This window comes from Metabacillus flavus (assembly GCF_018283675.1).
GTDB classification, from domain to species: Bacteria; Bacillota; Bacilli; order Bacillales; family Bacillaceae; genus Metabacillus_B; species Metabacillus_B flavus.
In genome coordinates this window covers 1407575-1424883 of record NZ_JAGVRK010000001.1, presented here as the reverse complement: position 1 = coordinate 1424883, position 17309 = coordinate 1407575, and the positions used below count along the sequence as shown (strand labels likewise).

Below are 17309 nucleotides of genomic sequence, written 5' to 3'. Positions count from 1 at the left end.
CGCTTTACCGGCAGCAGCCTTATTTTTTTACTGTTCCAATTCCCTTTGCTCCGTGGCTGAGGATGATTTTTTTTACCGATTCTGTCAATGAATCCTGTATATGTACGATAACAATCACTTCTTTTTCAGACTTTTTCAAGGTAAGCCCTTTTCTTTTCTTTTTGTATAAATATTCGATGGCGAACCCTGATATAATGCCCAAAACTAACCCGATTGAGCCCCATATGACCGGTCCCCAGTATAGGGCGAGACCATAAATGACTCCCAAAAGCATAAACACGGCACCAAAAACGCCCGCTAAATCCAGTAAACTCTTCTGATCATCAGAGAAATCTGTATCCATCAGCGTTTGGAATTCGCCTAATCGGTCCATGGGAATAGCCAGTATTTGTGTTTTATGGACTCCTGCTTTCTCAATTTCTGTTAAAAGCAATTCCAGCGAAGTAGAGTATGTGAAAGTTGAGATTAGGTAATTCAGCTTCACCACGTCCTTATCTACAGCGGCATTTTGAAATCCGGATGCTGATAGCGGGCTTTCAGATGCTTTTCCAGCTCCCTGTCAAAAAGCTTATTGTATTCAACTGTACTTACATAACTGTCATAAGCAAGAAAGACATATAAAGATGGCAAAAAAAGGAACCATTGCGGATTAGCCGTTTGTGAGATCAGATCAAACTCGCCACTTACCGTATATAGCACACATTTATAAAGTCCAGAATAATAGGCGGTAATGATCCAAAAGAATACTCCGAAAACAATGGAGGGAAGGCGATTTACATAAAAGTGTCCAAGACCTGGCGTAAGTAAAGACCAAAACAAAGCATAAACCGGATTCCTTTTTTCAAGTATGTTGATTTCAAGAGGATTGATATTTTTCATTTGAATGGGCGAGCCTTCCCTGACGGATAAAATAAAATATTTATTGTATTCAATCGACTGTCTGTAGCTGTCCCATATGATAAATACATAAAATGTAACATAGAGCCACAGCCATTCTCCATGCATTACCTTAACCGCCAATTCCGTTCTGCCTGTCATACTGTAGAAAATCCCCTCATTTAAATGAGCCATATTATTTGCAAAAACTTCCCAGGCCATCAGTAAAAAGCCTGTTATGTATTTTCCTAAAAGGACGTGCCCAAATCCAGGAAAGGACGCAGACCACCAGGCAACAATAAATGGATTTCTAAGATGAAACAGGTTCGTCATATACGGATTGACTGAGGCGATCAGCCTCCGGCGTTGAGAAGTATTTACAGGCACCAGGCTCCCTCTTTTCTAAAGGAATCCATAGTATTTTATCCAATAGCAATTATGCTATTCTTTCTGATGCATTCTGTTGATCCTTAGAGAGAATGAAAAAAGCTGCCTTTTAAAGGGCAGCTTTTATGACCTATTTGATTCCTTATCTGTTTCTTCAGAAAGCTCTTTAAGCGATTTCACTTCACCATGAGGGTGCTGGGCTTGCTTATGATCCTTCCACTGCCGTTCTTCCTGTTTTTTGGATTGGCTCATCTTTTTCATCCTTTCCTCTTGATTACTATTAGTTTCTTTAAGAAGAGAGGATTTATTCTTCCGGTTTTTCAGGGTGATTTTTTGTTAATACAAAATAAATGATTTCTCAAAGTAAAAAAGACCAAATATAATTAGGAATAGTACAAACAGCCTCTTATGGTTTCCACCCGCCTTCTCTCCTCCTATCTGCACTGCTCTATAGTTTATGCATAGCGTTCTTGGAAAAGAGTATACAAAAAAACACCTGCTTTAAAAGCAGGCGTCTAACGGTTCTTTCAAGTTGTACTTGCTATGCTTTGATCTACTTGTTCAAGAACGGCACTCGGACTTTCCTGAACTTGCCTTGTCAGCTCCAAATACTTAATATGATGATTCTCCATATCCCGAACCTTAAATGTAAAAGAACCGAATTGAACAATATCGCCTTTTTGGATGTCAAACTTTTCAGTAAGCACCCAGCCTCCGATTGTATCAACATCTTTATCATCAATTTCAAGACCGAACAAATCATTGATTTCACTTACCAGAACTTTACCGTCAAGAATGTAGCGATTGTCGTTGATTTTTTGAATATTAGGGACTTCGTCTGTATCAAATTCATCCCGGATTTCTCCAACGATTTCTTCTAAAATATCCTCTACCGTAACAAGACCGGCGGTTCCTCCGTACTCATCGATCAGGATGGCCATGTGGATGCGTTCTTTTTGCATTTTAACAAGCAGGTCCTGAATCGGTATGGATTCAATCACTTGGATAATCGGACGGACATATTCTTTTAGAGAAAACGAATCCTTGCTGTTCTTCTGAATTAAATTCGTGAACACTTCTTTAATGTTGACCATTCCGATAATATGGTCCTTATCGCCGTCTGTAACCGGATACCTTGTATATTTCTCATTTTGCATAATTTCAATATTTTCTTTCATTAATGAATCAATAGACAAGGAGACGATTTCCGTTCTGGGAACCATGATTTCCTTTGCGATCCGATTATCGAATTCAAAGATTTTGTTGACAAATTTAAATTCTGATTGATTAATTTCCCCGCTTTTATAGCTGTCTGAAAGAATGATGCGAAGTTCTTCTTCACTATGTGCCAATTCGTGCTCAGACACAGGTTTAAGTCCGAATAAACCAGTAATGTATCTGGCAGAGCCGTTAAGGGCCCATATAAAAGGGTACATGATAGTGTTGAACAGAATGAGCGGACGTGCGAGCAGCAAGGTAATTTCTTCTGCTTTTTGGATGGCCAATGTTTTAGGAGCCAATTCACCAATAACAACATGCAAAAAAGTCATGATGGCGAATGCAAAAGCAATAGAGATAACCGGTGTCAGAGCGTCTGGCAAACCAATCTGAACGAATAGCGGTTTCAGCAAATGTTCAAATGTCGGTTCCCCAAGCCACCCAATCCCAAGCGCTGTCACAGTTATTCCAAGCTGACAGGCTGAAAGGTAGCCATCAAGATTAGAAATAACGCGCTTTGCTGCTCCCGCGTTTTTATTGCCTTCCGCGATCAGCTGGTCAATACGAGAACTTCTTACCTTTACAATAGCGAATTCAGATGCCACGAAAAACGCGGTTAATCCAATCAATATTGCAATGAGCAATAAATTTACTATGTCCAAATATGTTCCTTGTTCCGTAATTTACGGAAAAGGAAGTCACCTCCTGGGTTGATTATAAAATGACCATCAGCGTATGATGGCAGTGCCGGTTAACCGGCAAAAAGTAAAACCGTTCCAAGGTTCTGAAAACCAGGCTTTGAGCCGGCAGCGAGCTCACGTTTTCATATATTATTGCTATTGTATGAAAAAACTGACAAACTGCCTTTTTCTCAAAATCCATTACTCATCCGAAGGGTTCATCGGATTCTTCCGGCCGTTAATTGTGGCCGATAAGCATGAAGCAGCCCGATATGGGAAAACCGATTGATCGGCTGTATCCCTAAAAACTTCAACATGTTCACTGCCCCATCTTATCACCCCAATCTTTATATAGTTACTAGAATCATATACGAAAGAAAAGTATACAGTCAAACATAACAGTTTCCCAATTTCCTTATAAATATGACGATAATTCTAGAAAAATACTTGGTTACCATCCTATATCTCATTTTTTCAGTCGTTTGGAAGGTTTTTCATTCTTTATACCGCCGGGGCTGGATAACAAAAAAAAGCGCAAGCGCTTTTTTTGTTCTTGTTTACACCTATTGGAATGAAGGTGCAACTTTATCTGCAAATTGACGGTAATCAATCAAGTAAAAATCTGCTCCCTCTGAATCATTCTGAAAGAGACAAGTTTTGATTCCGAGCTTTTTTGCAGGAAGGATATCCAGTTCCCGATCACCTATTGCAAGATCAATATGGTGCTTTTGATGAAGGTATTGATAAGATGCCGAATCGGGTTTTCTCGGAAATCCATCGTCACCGGCAACAATTTCATCGAAGTAATGCTCCCACCCGTAGTGACTTAAAATAGCTTCCACTTCATTCCTTGGTTTATGCGTCATGATGACGTTTTTTGAAGCGTATTGCAGCACCTTTTCTACGTATGGAAAGGGCGGCTTCAATACAGGAGAAAGAGCCTTTTCCTTCTGTTTAAATTCGGCAATGTCCTCTTTTGTCATTCCAAAGGTTTGTGCAGCATGCGAAAAAGACACCTTCAGCTGTTCAAAAATATGCTCTTTTTTCACGTCTGGCTTTAAAAGCTTGTACATCGTTTCGGTAAACGCCGGGTACGTATTAAATAGTGTCCCGTCAAAATCCCATAAAATATGCATCTCAACTATCACCCTTATTTTTCAGCTAAGTCCTCTGTACTTAGCCGTTGTGAGTTCCTGAATATATTCCTTCAAGTCAGGCATATCCGCCTCCCGGGCAATCCGGATCGACCGTTCAATATCATAAGGAACCCGTATAAGCTGAATGGAGAACGGTCCTTCTGCCTCTTCACCTTCCAGCCCTTCAAGAACAGCATAGGAAGCCTGATTCATATCCAGCGGATTTCCCACACTTCCTGCATTAAACAGCATTTTATCTTTATATTGATGCACAAATGCCTGATGCACATCTCCATAGCCTGCTATATCAGGCTGCATAAGAGATTCTCCAGTCATTTCTGTATTCTCAAACATGCTCATTCTCCGTTCAATTGAATCCCAAGGCTGGATCCTTGTATAAATGCTAAATGGCGAAGCATGAAATAACCGGATTAATCGGCCGCTCATGGTTAGTTCAGCTGAAAAGGGAAGCAGTGTTAAATAACGGCGGTCCTCATCTGTCAGCTGATCCTGATGCCATTTCAGCGTTTCAAATTCCGTTTCTTTCGTTATAAAATCATCCCAGTTTCCTTTTACCGTTATTTCACAATGCTCTCTGACCATGGCAATCGCATCATGGGATTGCGGGCCTTTCCCTGCCAGGTCACCGAGGCAAATAATTTTTTCGATTCTTCTAAATTGAATATCGTCCAGAACGGCTTCAAGCGCCGGGACATTCCCATGTATATCCGAAATTACAGCTATTCGGTTCAATTGACGTCACTCCTTCTTCCAGACAGGTTCCATTTTAACATAAAATCATCCTCTCCCTGGTTTCTTTTTCAGAAGCAGTGCCCCCAGAAATAAAAGGCTTATGTAGCCAATGACAGGATAGATGGCAGAAATTAATTTACCATAGCCTATAAAACTCAAGAAAAAACAAACGGCCAGAATGATAGCAATCATACCCATTCTGGGAACACGGATAAATTGAGAAAGCAGGCGTTCCATCCCATATAAGTTCCCAATAATGGAGGTGAGGACCTCTCCAAAAATAACTAAAACGTACAAATAATATGCAGCCGAAAAGACTGTATTCATTACCTCAGCCATCGGAACTTCAAACTTCACAGCACCCGGCACAAAAAGGAGGGCCAAGTGGCTTCCGAGCATTATGATCATTAATATCAGTCCGCCGAGTCTGCCGCCTTTTTTTAACACTTCCTCATCTTTGATCTCAGCTGCAAGCGGAACGAGCACAGCCTGAGCAAGTCCAAGATTATAGGCTGCATAGCAGACAGAGGAGACGGCCCACCCATGATCGAACAGCCTCATACCGGTAAAAACAGCATTCGCGCCGCCCTCGGTAATAGCGCTGGTCAACACGACCAGACTGAGCAGAAGCAGCATCGGCACAACCAGCATATTGACGCCGACCACTCCATGCAGCCCTTTCGCCATAATCATTAGTGTCAAAACAATACTAATCAGCACCCCAATTGAAGCAGGAAGGCCTAACCGTTCCTCAAATATAGCTCCGGCTCCGGAAACCATTACAGAGGTTACCCCAAATAAAAGGAGCAGCATGACTGCATTTACTGCTTGCCCTGCATGCCTCCCTAATAAATAGATATTCATTTCTTTAAAGGAGGGAGCTTGGATTCTTGAGGCGATCACCATCAGCTTTGTTCCAAGATGAATAAATAAACTTCCTGCAAGGAGAATCCCGATGGTTCCCGCCGCACCAAAACGGGTAAAGAATTCAACAATTTCTTTTCCGGTGGCAAAGCCTGCCCCGACTACTGTTCCTACATACACAAAAGCGATCTGCACGACTATAAAGCTTTTATTTAGCATGACGGTCCATCCCTCCCCTTCTTTTTAAAGGTATGAGACAAGTTCCTTGAAAAGAAGGTGAAAGATGGATTAAAGTCATTGGCAAACCTAAAAAAATTTTTCAAACAAAATACTTGAAAGTCAAAAAAGGTCAAATTATAATAATAGTCAAAGATAGTCAAAGTCAGTAAAATTTTAAGGAGGTTGTTTTTTTATGCAATGTCAAAACTGTAAGCAAAATCAGGCAACCGTTCAGCTAAATGTTCAAATTAACGGAGCCCGTAAACAATTACAGCTCTGCAATACATGCTTTTCACATTATGAAAGTCAAATTCCTTCCGGCGGTTTCAGCGGCGGAGGATTCTCTTCCTTCCCTTTCGATCAGTTCTTTAAAAACGCAGGCAGTCAGGATGAAGGTACACCTGGTGCAGAGAATCAAAAATCCGGCCGCAATGGCGGAGGGCTTCTTGATCAAATGGGCCGCAATCTTACCCATGCTGCAAAAGCAGGGCTAATCGATCCAGTCATCGGCCGGGAAGAAGAAGTAAACCGGGTTATTGAAATTCTTAACCGGCGCAACAAAAACAATCCGGTTCTTATTGGTGAACCTGGGGTTGGTAAAACAGCTGTAGCTGAAGGTCTCGCATTGAAAATTTCTGAAGGGAAAGTTCCTTCTAAGCTATTGAAAAAAGAAGTATATCTGCTCGACGTAGCATCCCTCGTTGCAAATACGAGCATGCGCGGCCAATTCGAAGACCGGATGAAAAAACTCATTGCCGAGCTTCAATTACGTAAAAACGTTATTTTATTTATTGATGAAATTCACCTAGTAGTCGGAGCAGGATCTGCGGAAGGCTCTATGGACGCCGGAAACATCTTGAAGCCTGCACTCGCACGGGGTGAAATGCAGCTGATTGGTGCGACGACATTGAAGGAATACCGCCAGATTGAAAAAGATGCTGCCTTAGAACGCCGCTTCCAGCCTGTCATGGTTCACGAACCATCCCTGGATAAAGCAATCGAAATTCTACAGGGCATTCAATCAAAATATGAAGACTATCATGGCGTTACATTCAGTGATGAAGCCATCCGGGCTTGTGTAAACCTTTCACACCGCTATATTCAGGATCGTTTTCTGCCTGATAAAGCGATTGATTTGCTTGATGAAGCCGGTTCAAAAGCGAATTTAAAAGCAGACCGGGTGGAGGAAGCCGATATTCATGATCAGCTCAGCAAGCTTGCAAAAGATAAAGAAAAAGCGGCTGCTGAAGAGAATTATGAACTTGCGGCAAAGCTCCGCCATGAAGAAATTTTGCTTGAAAAACAGCTTGAGAAACAGGATCATCAGGAAAAAATGAATGTTGGACTTAGTGAAATCCAGGCGATCATTGAACAAAAAACCGGTATCCCAGTAGGAAAGATTCAGGAAGACGAACAGGCCAAAATGAAAAACCTTGAAGAAAGCCTTGCTAAAAAAGTGATCGGCCAGGAAGAAGCGGTCCAAAAGGTAGCAAAAGCAGTACGCAGAAGCAGGGCCGGCTTGAAACGCAAAAATCGTCCAATCGGTTCCTTCCTCTTCGCAGGACCAACAGGTGTAGGGAAAACTGAGCTGACCAAAACCCTGGCAGAAGAACTGTTTGGAACGAAGGACTCCATGATTCGTCTTGATATGAGTGAATATATGGAGAAACATGCCGTATCCAAAATCATCGGTTCCCCTCCAGGATATGTCGGACATGATGATGGGGGCCAGCTCACAGAGAAAGTACGCAGAAACCCATACAGCATTCTGCTTCTCGATGAAATTGAAAAAGCCCATCCTGATGTCCAGCACATGTTTCTTCAAATCCTGGAAGACGGGCGTTTAACTGACAGTCATGGGCGCACGGTCAACTTTAAGGATACAGTCATCATCATGACCAGTAACGCAGGAACTTCCGAAAAACGAATGACTGTAGGATTTGATACGGAAGCAACATCAGCTATAAAAGAGAGCACACTGCTTGATTCACTCGGAACATTCTTTAAGCCAGAATTCCTGAATCGCTTTGATGCAATCATTGAGTTTCAATCGCTTGAAAGAAAGCATATGCTTTCAATAGTCGAACTCATGCTTGAAGAGCTTCAAGAAACCTTGCATGAAAAAAATATGAAGCTGACCGTTTCAGATGAAGCCAAAAACAGGCTGGCAGAACTGGGCTATCACCCTGCATTCGGTGCCCGTCCGCTTCGCCGGGTTATCCAGGAACAGCTGGAAGACCAAATTACAGACCTGCTCATTGATTACAATGAACTGGACCACGTACAGGCAAATGTTGAAAACGGGATCATCACTGTTTCAAGATCTAAATAATTATAGAGGTCTGTTTGAAAAGTTCGGCTGAGAGGAAATAATTGAAAATGAACCCCCCGTATGAGCATCCCGGGGGGTTCATTTTTTATTAAGTAATTTGAATAATTACGGGTTACGCTGATTGAAGCGGAAGGTGCGCGGCTCCAGCTTAGAGCAGCGGGAGAGCTGAGACCCCGCAGGCGCTTGCGCCGCATAGGCTCACCGCCCGCCCCGATGAAAGCAAGCAGCTCACATGGCCAAATCAAACAGCCCTCCAATTCAGAGGGCTGTTCTTTTTCCTTTATTATTATAATGCTTTGTCATCCACTTGGTTCAGCCACTTGGTAATTTCTCCGACTACTGATTCTACGGTGCCTTCATCAAATGGTGATTTCAGGCCAGCTTCTTCTACAAGACCGAGGAATGCTTTGCTTCCTCCCTGCCTGCAAAGGTTCAAATAACTGCTCCAAGCCGCCTCTCTGTCTTCATGAAGCTGTTTCCAATACTGAAGTGCGCAAATTTGGGCAAGGGTGTAATCAATATAATAGAAGGGAGAATTATAGATATGGCTTTGCTTTTGCCAAAAACCTCCCTGCTCGAGATAATAGCTGTCTTCATATTCCCGGTGCGGAAGATATTTCTTTTCCAGCTCTCTCCACGCAAGGTTTCTCTCGGCTGGTGAAGCATTTGGATTTTCATAGATGAAATGCTGAAATTCATCGACTGCAACTCCATAAGGAATGAACTTAAGCGCGCCGCTCAAATGAGAAAATTTATATTTTTCTGTGTCCTCTTTAAAGAAGAGCTCCATCCATGGCCATGTAAAAAACTCCATGCTCATTGAGTGGATTTCACAGGCTTCATGTGTCGGCCACTGATACTCCGCAACATCAAATCCGCGGCTCATGTACACCTGGAATGCGTGCCCAGCTTCATGTGTCAGCACATCAATATCCCCTGATGTACCGTTAAAATTAGCGAAAATATATGGTGACTCATAATCGGCAATATACGTACAGTAGCCTCCCCCTGCTTTGCCTTTTTTAGCAAGCAAATCAAGAAGATTTTTATCCGCCATAAACCGGAAGAATTCATCGGTTTCAGGAGAAAGCTCCTTATACATTTCTTTCCCATTATCCACAATCCAGTCTGGATCTCCTTTCGGAACCGCATTTCCGGACGTGTATTCAACAGGCTCATCATAATAAACCATTTCATCCATGCCAAGACGCTCTTTTTGGCGATCATAAAGGCTTGTCGCGATTGGAACGATATGCTCTTCAACCTGTTTCCTGAATTTACTGACCATCTCAGCGTTATAATCAATCCGGTTCATTCTTGCATATCCCAGCTCAGTAAATGTACGGAAGCCAAGCTTCTTAGCAATTCGGGTACGGATTTTCACAAGCTTGTCATAAATTTCGTCGAACTTATCCGCCTGGCTCGAAAAGAATTCAAATTTTGCTTCACTTGCCCGTTTGCGCAAATTGCGGTCTGTTGATTCTGCCAGGGGCTGAAGCTGCACAAGGGTATATTCTTTTCCGTCAAATTCAATTTTCGCTGATGCTACAAGCTTCGTATACTCACTGGACAGCTTGTTTTCTTCCTGAAGATCTGCAAGCACATCTTCCTTAAAGGTCTTCAGCTGCGTTTCAGCAAGATCAAAAAGCTGCTGTCCCCATTGCGCTTCTAATTTTTCACGGTATTTAGACCGGACAAGCTCCTCATAAAACTCAGTCACAAGCGCCTGGATATGCGGCTGAAGTTCATCCATGAAATCCTGCTCTGCTTTATAAAATTCATCATTTGTATCAATAGAATGGCGGATATAGCAAATGTTCGACATCGTATCTGCTGCATTCCTGATTTTATAAATTTTCTTCATTGCCTGATCCTGATCTTCAAAACTGCCAGCTTCTCTAAATAAAGAGAGGGCTTCCTTAAATTCAGTCTGAATTTGATTCAGATCGGGTCTTTTGTATATGTATTGTTCAAAACGCATTGTAACACTGCCTTTCCTTTGAAATAACCTGCTTTACAGTTATTCTTCATCCGGACGTAAAATCCCTTCTCAGGATGATTTCCTTTTTCCTATTAAGATTGGCATGATTTATCCGATATAGGAAGTAGACAAAGGGCTCATGCCCGCACCGGTGCTATAAGAAAACCGGAATACAGAATGTACAAAGGTTTGGTGAAATCATGGATAAAACAACACTTATAGGTCTCATATTAGGAATTGCCGGAGTCGGCGTGGGAATGGTCCTGAAAGGAGTCAACCTTTCTGTACTGATTAACCCAGCTGCGATCCTAATCATCATCGTCGGTACTGCAGCCGCTGTTGTAACAGCTTTTCCGGCTGACGAAGTAAAAAGAGTTCCAAAGCTATTCGGGGTCTTATTTAAAGAGAGAAAAATACCATCCATTCAAGAGCTGATTCCCATGTTTTCCGAATGGGCACAAGTTGCCAGGAAAGAAGGACTCCTAGCCCTTGAAGCAAAGCTTTCAGACGTAGATGATATGTTTCTTAAAAACGGATTGAGCATGGCTGTTGACGGACAGAATGCGGATTTTATTCGTGATGTGATGAGCGAGGAAATAGAAGCGATGGAAGACCGGCATGCTTCAGGAGCAGCTATTTTCACCCAGGCCGGTACATACGCTCCTACTCTTGGAGTTCTTGGGGCTGTAGTCGGACTGATTGCTGCTCTTTCCCATATGGACAAAACAGATGAACTCGGACACGCGATTGGAGGAGCTTTCATCGCCACCCTCCTCGGAATTTATACCGGGTATGTGCTATGGCATCCTTTTGCGAACAAACTAAAAAGAAAATCCCGCCAGGAAGTTAAAATCAGAGAAGTCATGATTGAAGGGGTTCTGTCAGTATTGGAAGGACAGGCACCAAAAGCTATTGAACAGAAGCTTGCTACGTATCTTCCTGCTGGTGAGAGAGTAAAGCTGAAGATGGATGGTGAAAATTCAGATGGCTAAGCGGAAGAGAAAAGAAAAGCATGAGGAGCATATGGATGAGTCCTGGCTCATTCCATACGCCGATCTTTTAACTCTTCTTCTCGCCCTATTCATTGTGCTTTTTGCGATGAGTTCCATTGATGCGAACAAATTTCAGATGATGGCCAGGGCTTTCAACAGCACCTTTGAAGGCGGTACTGGAATTATGGAATATCCAAGTCCGCTGCCGGATGGAGAAATGGAGCAGCTGGATGTGACCAAAGCCGAGCCAAAGGAACAGCAGGAACAGAAGCAAGAACTCGAGAGGCTTAAAGAAGCCGAGAAGAAAATAAATGAGTATATCACCAATAAAGGTCTGAATGCTAAACTGAAGACCTCGCTGACCGATGAAGGTCTTCTCATTACCATCAATAATGATATCCTCTTTGAATCAGGCAGCATTTATGTGCGGAAACGAGATGAGGATTTGGCAAAAGAAATTTCCCAGCTCCTTGTTATGGAGCCGCCGAGGAGTATTATTGTCAGCGGTCATACAGACAATATTCCGATTAAAAATGCTGTGTTCGACTCCAACTGGGAACTGAGCGTAATGAGAGCCGTCGAGTTTATGAAGCTCCTTCTTACAAACCCTGAGCTATCTCCAGAATTGTTCAGTGCAAAGGGATATGGAGAATTCAAACCGATCTCGGATAATAAAACAGCAGATGGAAGACAGAAAAACCGGCGTGTTGAAATACTTATCCTTCCGCTTGCTTCGAAAGAACCGGCCAAATAAAGGCAAACACAAAAATAAGACCCTCCAAAAATGGAGAGTCTTATTTTTGTTCCTTTGCATGAAAACCGATCCGTTTCATCATTTCAATAGCTTGTGCTTTTTCTTCTTCTGAAAGAATTCCGATAATATCATCGATTTTCTGCTGGTGGGATGGAAATATGTCTTCGATGAGAGCTTTTCCCTCAGCGGTTATATGGGCGTAGGTAACCCTGCGATCTTTATCACATGCTTTGCGGGCAAGGAAGCCTTTCTGCTCCAGCTTGTCCACTACATAGGTAATACTTCCGCTGGCTAATAAAATCTTTCCTCCGATTTGCTGAAGGGGCTGGTCACCTTTATGATAAAGCAGCTCCAATACACCAAATTCGGTCGGGTTCAGTCCAAAAGAAGTAATATGCTTGTTCATTCTGTCATTAATCGCGCGGTAAGCCCGGGATAAAACAACAAAGAGCTTTAATGATTGTTCTGATTCATTCATGTTATATCAATCCTTCAAAGTTAGAAAATCTTGAATTCCAACTAAATCATAGTAAAATATTCATGTGAAGTCAATAGAACGGACTTAATAACCGTCTCACTTTATTGAAATGATTTCGCGATCGTCTTCTATCCTGTGCTTAATTGGCACTATCCAATTTTGATAAGTCTCTTCAATCTCTCCCGCTCCAAATTTTTTCATAAAAAAAGCGTAGAGGACAAAATCCCTCAATTTTAGGAAGAGAGAAATGCTTTTTGCCATTTCTTCAGTAAAGCACCTTTCCTCTTTATACCCCTTTATAAACCCCTTGAAAAAGCGGATGCATTTTTCCTCAGGATTTTGTTCCCCATTTCTTTCCATAGTCCAGGCATAATAATAAAGGGGAATAGCTACATCACTTGCAAACCAGTGATAGGAACTGTCATCAAAGTCGAACAAGTAAAGCTCTTCCCTATCAACATGAAAATTCCCTGTATGCAGGTCAGAATGGATAAGGCCAAAATGATCTTTCTTAAGTACACTCAGCTGCTGGAGCAGATTATTCTTCTGCTGAAGAATTTCATCTGATACATCCGGTACAAATCGCTGGATATCAAGCAGTTCTTCTTCGTGCCATTGCGGTCTGCGGGGTTTACCTGAAGCGGGCTCATATTCACTAGAAGCGTTGTGCATTTTACCGATCGTTCTGCCCCATTCGAAAAACAGCGGTTCATTCCATTTGGGACCGTCTGCTGCAATTCGATCGCCAATGGCTTTTTCAAATAAACAGCAGTAAAATTCTGTTCCAGATTCGATCGGTATGACATGGATGCTGGTCCCATTTGAGCTAATCGGCCGGCAAACATGAATGTTTTTTGTATGTAAAAATTCGATCCAGTCCATTTCAGCCTGAAGCTGTTCCAGGCTTCTATGGCTTGAATGGGTAATCCTGAGAATAACGGGGGATCCATTTAACTGTACTTCATACACAAAATTTTCTGCATCCCCCAGTTTTGCTGCGTTTACGCTCTCTGCGCCAAAAAAATGAGCAGACTTCTTAATGATTTCTTCATTAAATTGTTTCCGAACGGACGGTTCCATCTTCATTCCCCTCTTTAAATAGCAAGGATACTTTCAATTTCATTCAGAATTTCATACGAGAGTATGACTTCAGATGCTTTGGCATTTTCTTCAATCTGCTCTGGAGTAGAAGCTCCAACAAGCGTACTCGCAACATTTGGGTTCCTTAAAGTCCACGCAAGAGCCAGCTGCGCCAGACTGATATCCAGACTTGATGCCAGCTCAGAAAGCATAGATACTTTCCGGTTCATGATGTCATTTAAGATTTCCTTAACCCACGTATTAACCTCTTCATTGGAGGCGCGGCTGCCCTTTGGAATTTTGCCTTCCATGTACTTTCCTGTCAGCACCCCCTGGGCAAGCGGAGACCAAACGACTTGGGAAATTCCATTCTTTTCGCTGATTGGCATAATTTCTTCTTCAATATCACGATGGAGCATATTGTATTGAGGCTGATTTACAATAATTCTTTCCAGTAAATAACGGTCTGCCACATGAACCGCTTCCTGAAGCTGGGCAGCCGACCATTCACTTACACCAGCATAAAGGATTTTCCCCTGTCTGATTAAATCATCAATGGCTCTAAGTGTTTCTTCAAGAGGGGTTTCTGCATCATACCGGTGGCAATAAAAGACATCGATGTAATCCAAGTCCATTCTTTTCAGGGAAGAATGCACTTGCTCCATAATATGCTTTCTTGAAAGGCCCCTGTCATTAGGACCTTCTCCTACTGGCCAAAACGCCTTGGTTGTAACGACATAGGATTCTCTTTCAAATGATTTCAGGGCTTTTCCCATAACCTGTTCAGCCATACCTTTTGCGTAAACATTAGCACAGTCAAAAAAGTTAATGCCCGCTTCATATGCTCTATGTATAATCAATTCCGCCGACTTTTCGTCAATCGTCTGCCCGAATGTAAGCCAGCTTCCAAGACTGATTTCCGATACCTTCAGCCCGGATCTCCCTAATCTTCTATAATTCATCCCAATCCCCCCGTGTGTAATCATCTACGTTTGTAGAGTATTTGACAGAATTCTTTAAAATCACTCTAAACTTATCAGAAATTTCCAACATCGTAAAGCAGTTTTAGAGGAAAACCATTTTACGAATGGCGACATATTCAGCACAGTTAAGGAAAATTGTCGTAATAGCGCTCCGACTTTTCAATTTTCAGGCAGTTTGTGGTACATTTGAATGAGCTTTAATAAAAAGAGAAAGAAATTCGAGGTGCCGCATGAACGACGTCTATACCGGTAGCATTCTATCTGCCCTATCAACTGGATTGGGCGCCGTACCTATATTATTTTTAAAAAATACATTGACGCATAAATGGCGAGATATCCTGCTGGCGTTCTCAGCCGGGATCATGATGACCGCTTCCATGGTCAGCCTCATTCCTGAAGCATTAAAAATCGGGGGAATGCTGCCGGTCGTGGCGGGATTATTGTTAGGGGTATTAATTCTTACAATATTGGAGAAACAGATTCCTCATATTGATCTTGAGCACTCGAGAAGCGGGATACAATTTGATGAGAAAGCACTCCTGATCATCGCAGCCATTACTCTGCACAATCTTCCTGAAGGCTTATCCGTTGGTGTGAGCTATGCGGCTGATGCAAGCGATACGGGGAATCTGATCGCTTTTGCAATTGGTTTTCAAAATGCACCGGAAGGTTTTTTAGTCGCCTTATTTCTGATCAGTCAGAATATCGGCAGAATGAAAGCATTTCTTATTGCAACAGCCACCGGGGCAGTCGAAATTGTAACTTCAATGCTTGGCTATTATTTAACCAATTATGTAAATACACTCGTACCATACGGGCTTTCATTCGCAGCAGGTGCTATGCTGTTCATCATCTATAAAGAGCTGATTCCGGAAAGCCATGGAGACGGAAATGAACGGACAGCAACCTACGCCTTTATTACCGGAATTGTCATGATGCTTATGCTGATTGAGGCCTTCTAAAATGCAAACAAGACTGGAAACTTATTGTCTCCAGTCTTGTTTTTTAATGCTCTGCAGCAGCCTGCTGCGACTCTGATGCAAATCCCCACTTGGCCACTCGGGTGACCAGCTTCGAAAAGGGTGTGGCGGTCCTGTGTTCCTCCCACTCAAGCTGCTGAAATTGATTCAATAGCTCGTCCAATTCCTGACTGTATTTAACGACTTCGCTGCTCGTGTAGCTTTTGGATTCAGCAGCAGAAATCATTTCCTCTCTTTTAGCATTTATTTTAGTAATTAATTCTTCTTTTTGCACTTGTTCAATCACATTTTCTCCTCCTCATAGGATTTAAAAAAGCTGGGTATTTTAAAAACCTAATTTTGTAAATTCCTAGAGAAAAATTTGCCGAATCATATATAAATATGTTACATAATTGTTAATATTTAGATTTTATTATTTTGTTCCCATTTTGGGAACAGCTTAAACCATTTTTTTATAAAAAAATATATAATTGCAGAAACAGAAAAAACAGCCAAAATAAAAGAGCTTGAGGAACCGCATCCTCAAGCCCGATATTTCCTATAAAACTTACTTTCCTTTACCTGCGGCAGCCTTTTCTTTATGAACATCATCAATAAAGGTGACGCGGAAATCCTTTTCTTCCAGCTTGCTGATAATCTTATTCAGCTTCTTCTCCGTCAATTCATGCGATAGATTTAAGACAATTCTGCGCAAATAATCCCCATTATCCAAGGTTAGCATTCCCTCTATATTAACGTCCTTTACTGTGCTTACCAATTCCTTGATGGCTCCCTTGTGCTCCTTCGTTGCGACAGTCATTAAATATCCGCCTGTCTTCATACCGAAAGAGTCCTCCAGTACATTCATAATATTTGCATGGGTCATGATTCCTGCAAATTCCTGTTCATCATTAATAACCGCAAGAAATGGCAGCCTTTTTATCGTTAAAAACGCTTTGATAAATGATTCTTCCTCAGAAATAAAAGCATCCTGATCTTTAATGAGTGACGTGATTGAATCTTCATCTTTTCCATCCTGTTCATGATAATATTCAAGGAGGGTAACCTTGTAGATCAAACCGGCAAATTTTTTCCCGCTTTCATCTAGAACCGGAATGCTTCTGTATCCGGTTTTCTTCAATTGATCATATGCTTCTTTTACAGTACTTGAAGCCTCGCAATATTTTACCTTTTCTTTTTCCACATAATTATAACGAATTTTCATCATAGCCCTCCTAGTAAAGTAGACTGATAAGGATTTTAGAGAATTTTACACTTAAGGGGGTAATAAGTAAAGAAAATTATGATTTTTCAGTCATTATCTTTTTACCTTTAAGTTTATGAATCTAATCCCGTAAAACGCTGTTTGTTAAATACAATCTTGAATTATTTTATGTATGCGGCTTGGTGAAAAGATGGATAGCCAGATTCTTAGACGGGCGTAGGGGTAAATTAATGCGTGAACGGCTTAATTCCATGCCCCATTGGACAGAAAAAATGGGACTTACAAATTCCGGTCTCTACCAGCTGAGTAAGGGCAGGTACCACTATGTAAAGTAAACCACTAGGCACTTTGGCCCCCCATGGAAATCAACAGCCAGGTTTAACCTTGCTAAC

At 41.9% G+C, this 17309-nt stretch carries 17 protein-coding genes; 4 read left to right on the top strand and 13 right to left on the bottom strand.

Features of this window, described 5'->3' with window-relative positions:
• Nucleotides 1-19: 19 nt before the first annotated feature.
• The 7 genes from J9317_RS07355 to J9317_RS07325 all read right to left on the bottom strand — a co-directional run bounded on the left by J9317_RS07355 (nucleotide 20) and on the right by J9317_RS07325 (nucleotide 6133).
• On the bottom strand, nucleotides 20-484 hold the full coding sequence (locus J9317_RS07355; RefSeq protein ID WP_211557490.1) for an acetate and sugar kinases/Hsc70/actin family protein: 465 nt from the start codon (nucleotides 482-484) through the stop codon (nucleotides 20-22).
• Between the two features lie 11 nt (nucleotides 485-495).
• Nucleotides 496-1263: a hypothetical protein gene (locus J9317_RS07350; RefSeq protein WP_211557488.1), complete on the bottom strand. Its 768-nt coding sequence runs from the start codon at nucleotides 1261-1263 to the stop codon at nucleotides 496-498.
• Between the two features lie 123 nt (nucleotides 1264-1386).
• Nucleotides 1387-1524 (bottom strand): DUF6254 family protein, encoded by a 138-nt coding sequence (locus J9317_RS07345; protein WP_211562532.1) that lies wholly within the window; start codon nucleotides 1522-1524, stop codon nucleotides 1387-1389.
• Nucleotides 1525-1790: 266 nt separating this feature from the next.
• Nucleotides 1791-3143: a hemolysin family protein gene (locus J9317_RS07340; protein ID WP_211557486.1), complete on the bottom strand. Its 1353-nt coding sequence runs from the start codon at nucleotides 3141-3143 to the stop codon at nucleotides 1791-1793.
• A gap of 581 nt (nucleotides 3144-3724) precedes the next feature.
• Nucleotides 3725-4297 (bottom strand): HAD-IA family hydrolase, encoded by a 573-nt coding sequence (locus J9317_RS07335; protein WP_211557485.1) that lies wholly within the window; start codon nucleotides 4295-4297, stop codon nucleotides 3725-3727.
• 21 nt (nucleotides 4298-4318) lie between these two features.
• Nucleotides 4319-5050 (bottom strand): metallophosphoesterase family protein, encoded by a 732-nt coding sequence (locus tag J9317_RS07330; protein WP_211557478.1) that lies wholly within the window; start codon nucleotides 5048-5050, stop codon nucleotides 4319-4321.
• A 45-nt stretch (nucleotides 5051-5095) separates the two neighbouring features.
• Complete coding sequence (locus J9317_RS07325; protein ID WP_211557474.1) at nucleotides 5096-6133, bottom strand: YkvI family membrane protein; 1038 nt, start codon at nucleotides 6131-6133, stop codon at nucleotides 5096-5098.
• A gap of 193 nt (nucleotides 6134-6326) precedes the next feature.
• On the opposite strand from J9317_RS07325, the gene J9317_RS07320 reads away from it, so the two are divergent.
• Nucleotides 6327-8465: an ATP-dependent Clp protease ATP-binding subunit gene (locus tag J9317_RS07320; RefSeq protein WP_211557469.1), complete on the top strand. Its 2139-nt coding sequence runs from the start codon at nucleotides 6327-6329 to the stop codon at nucleotides 8463-8465.
• Between the two features lie 286 nt (nucleotides 8466-8751).
• Here J9317_RS07320 and J9317_RS07315 read toward each other — a convergent pair whose 3' ends face one another.
• Nucleotides 8752-10446, bottom strand: coding sequence for a M3 family oligoendopeptidase (locus tag J9317_RS07315; RefSeq protein ID WP_211557468.1), 1695 nt, complete (start codon nucleotides 10444-10446; stop codon nucleotides 8752-8754).
• 200 nt (nucleotides 10447-10646) lie between these two features.
• Between J9317_RS07315 and motA the strand changes: the two genes are divergently transcribed.
• Nucleotides 10647-11438 carry a flagellar motor stator protein MotA gene (gene motA / locus J9317_RS07310; RefSeq protein WP_211557467.1) on the top strand — a complete coding sequence of 264 codons (792 nt, stop codon included), beginning with the start codon at nucleotides 10647-10649 and terminating at the stop codon, nucleotides 11436-11438.
• Nucleotides 11431-12192 carry a flagellar motor protein MotB gene (gene motB / locus J9317_RS07305; RefSeq protein WP_211557466.1) on the top strand — a complete coding sequence of 254 codons (762 nt, stop codon included), beginning with the start codon at nucleotides 11431-11433 and terminating at the stop codon, nucleotides 12190-12192. The genes motA and motB overlap by 8 nt, the downstream gene beginning before the upstream one ends.
• 40 nt (nucleotides 12193-12232) lie before the next feature.
• On the opposite strand, the gene J9317_RS07300 is transcribed toward motB, so the two are convergent.
• From J9317_RS07300 to J9317_RS07290, 3 genes are all read right to left on the bottom strand, one after another.
• Nucleotides 12233-12670 (bottom strand): MarR family winged helix-turn-helix transcriptional regulator, encoded by a 438-nt coding sequence (locus tag J9317_RS07300; RefSeq protein ID WP_211557464.1) that lies wholly within the window; start codon nucleotides 12668-12670, stop codon nucleotides 12233-12235.
• Between the two features lie 96 nt (nucleotides 12671-12766).
• The gene (locus J9317_RS07295) at nucleotides 12767-13750 is read right to left on the bottom strand and encodes a phosphotransferase enzyme family protein (protein WP_211557457.1); all 984 of its coding nucleotides are present in this window, start codon (nucleotides 13748-13750) and stop codon (nucleotides 12767-12769) included.
• Between the two features lie 14 nt (nucleotides 13751-13764).
• Nucleotides 13765-14712 carry an aldo/keto reductase family protein gene (locus tag J9317_RS07290; RefSeq protein ID WP_211557449.1) on the bottom strand — a complete coding sequence of 316 codons (948 nt, stop codon included), beginning with the start codon at nucleotides 14710-14712 and terminating at the stop codon, nucleotides 13765-13767.
• A gap of 251 nt (nucleotides 14713-14963) precedes the next feature.
• Here J9317_RS07290 and J9317_RS07285 point away from each other — a divergent pair, with 251 nt between their 5' ends.
• Nucleotides 14964-15695, top strand: coding sequence for a ZIP family metal transporter (locus J9317_RS07285; RefSeq protein ID WP_211557447.1), 732 nt, complete (start codon nucleotides 14964-14966; stop codon nucleotides 15693-15695).
• 43 nt (nucleotides 15696-15738) lie between these two features.
• Here J9317_RS07285 and J9317_RS07280 read toward each other — a convergent pair whose 3' ends face one another.
• Nucleotides 15739-15999 (bottom strand): aspartyl-phosphate phosphatase Spo0E family protein, encoded by a 261-nt coding sequence (locus tag J9317_RS07280; protein ID WP_211557445.1) that lies wholly within the window; start codon nucleotides 15997-15999, stop codon nucleotides 15739-15741.
• Between the two features lie 261 nt (nucleotides 16000-16260).
• Nucleotides 16261-16917, bottom strand: coding sequence for a cyclic di-AMP binding protein CbpA (gene cbpA, locus J9317_RS07275; protein ID WP_211557443.1), 657 nt, complete (start codon nucleotides 16915-16917; stop codon nucleotides 16261-16263).
• Nucleotides 16918-17309 lie beyond the last annotated feature (392 nt).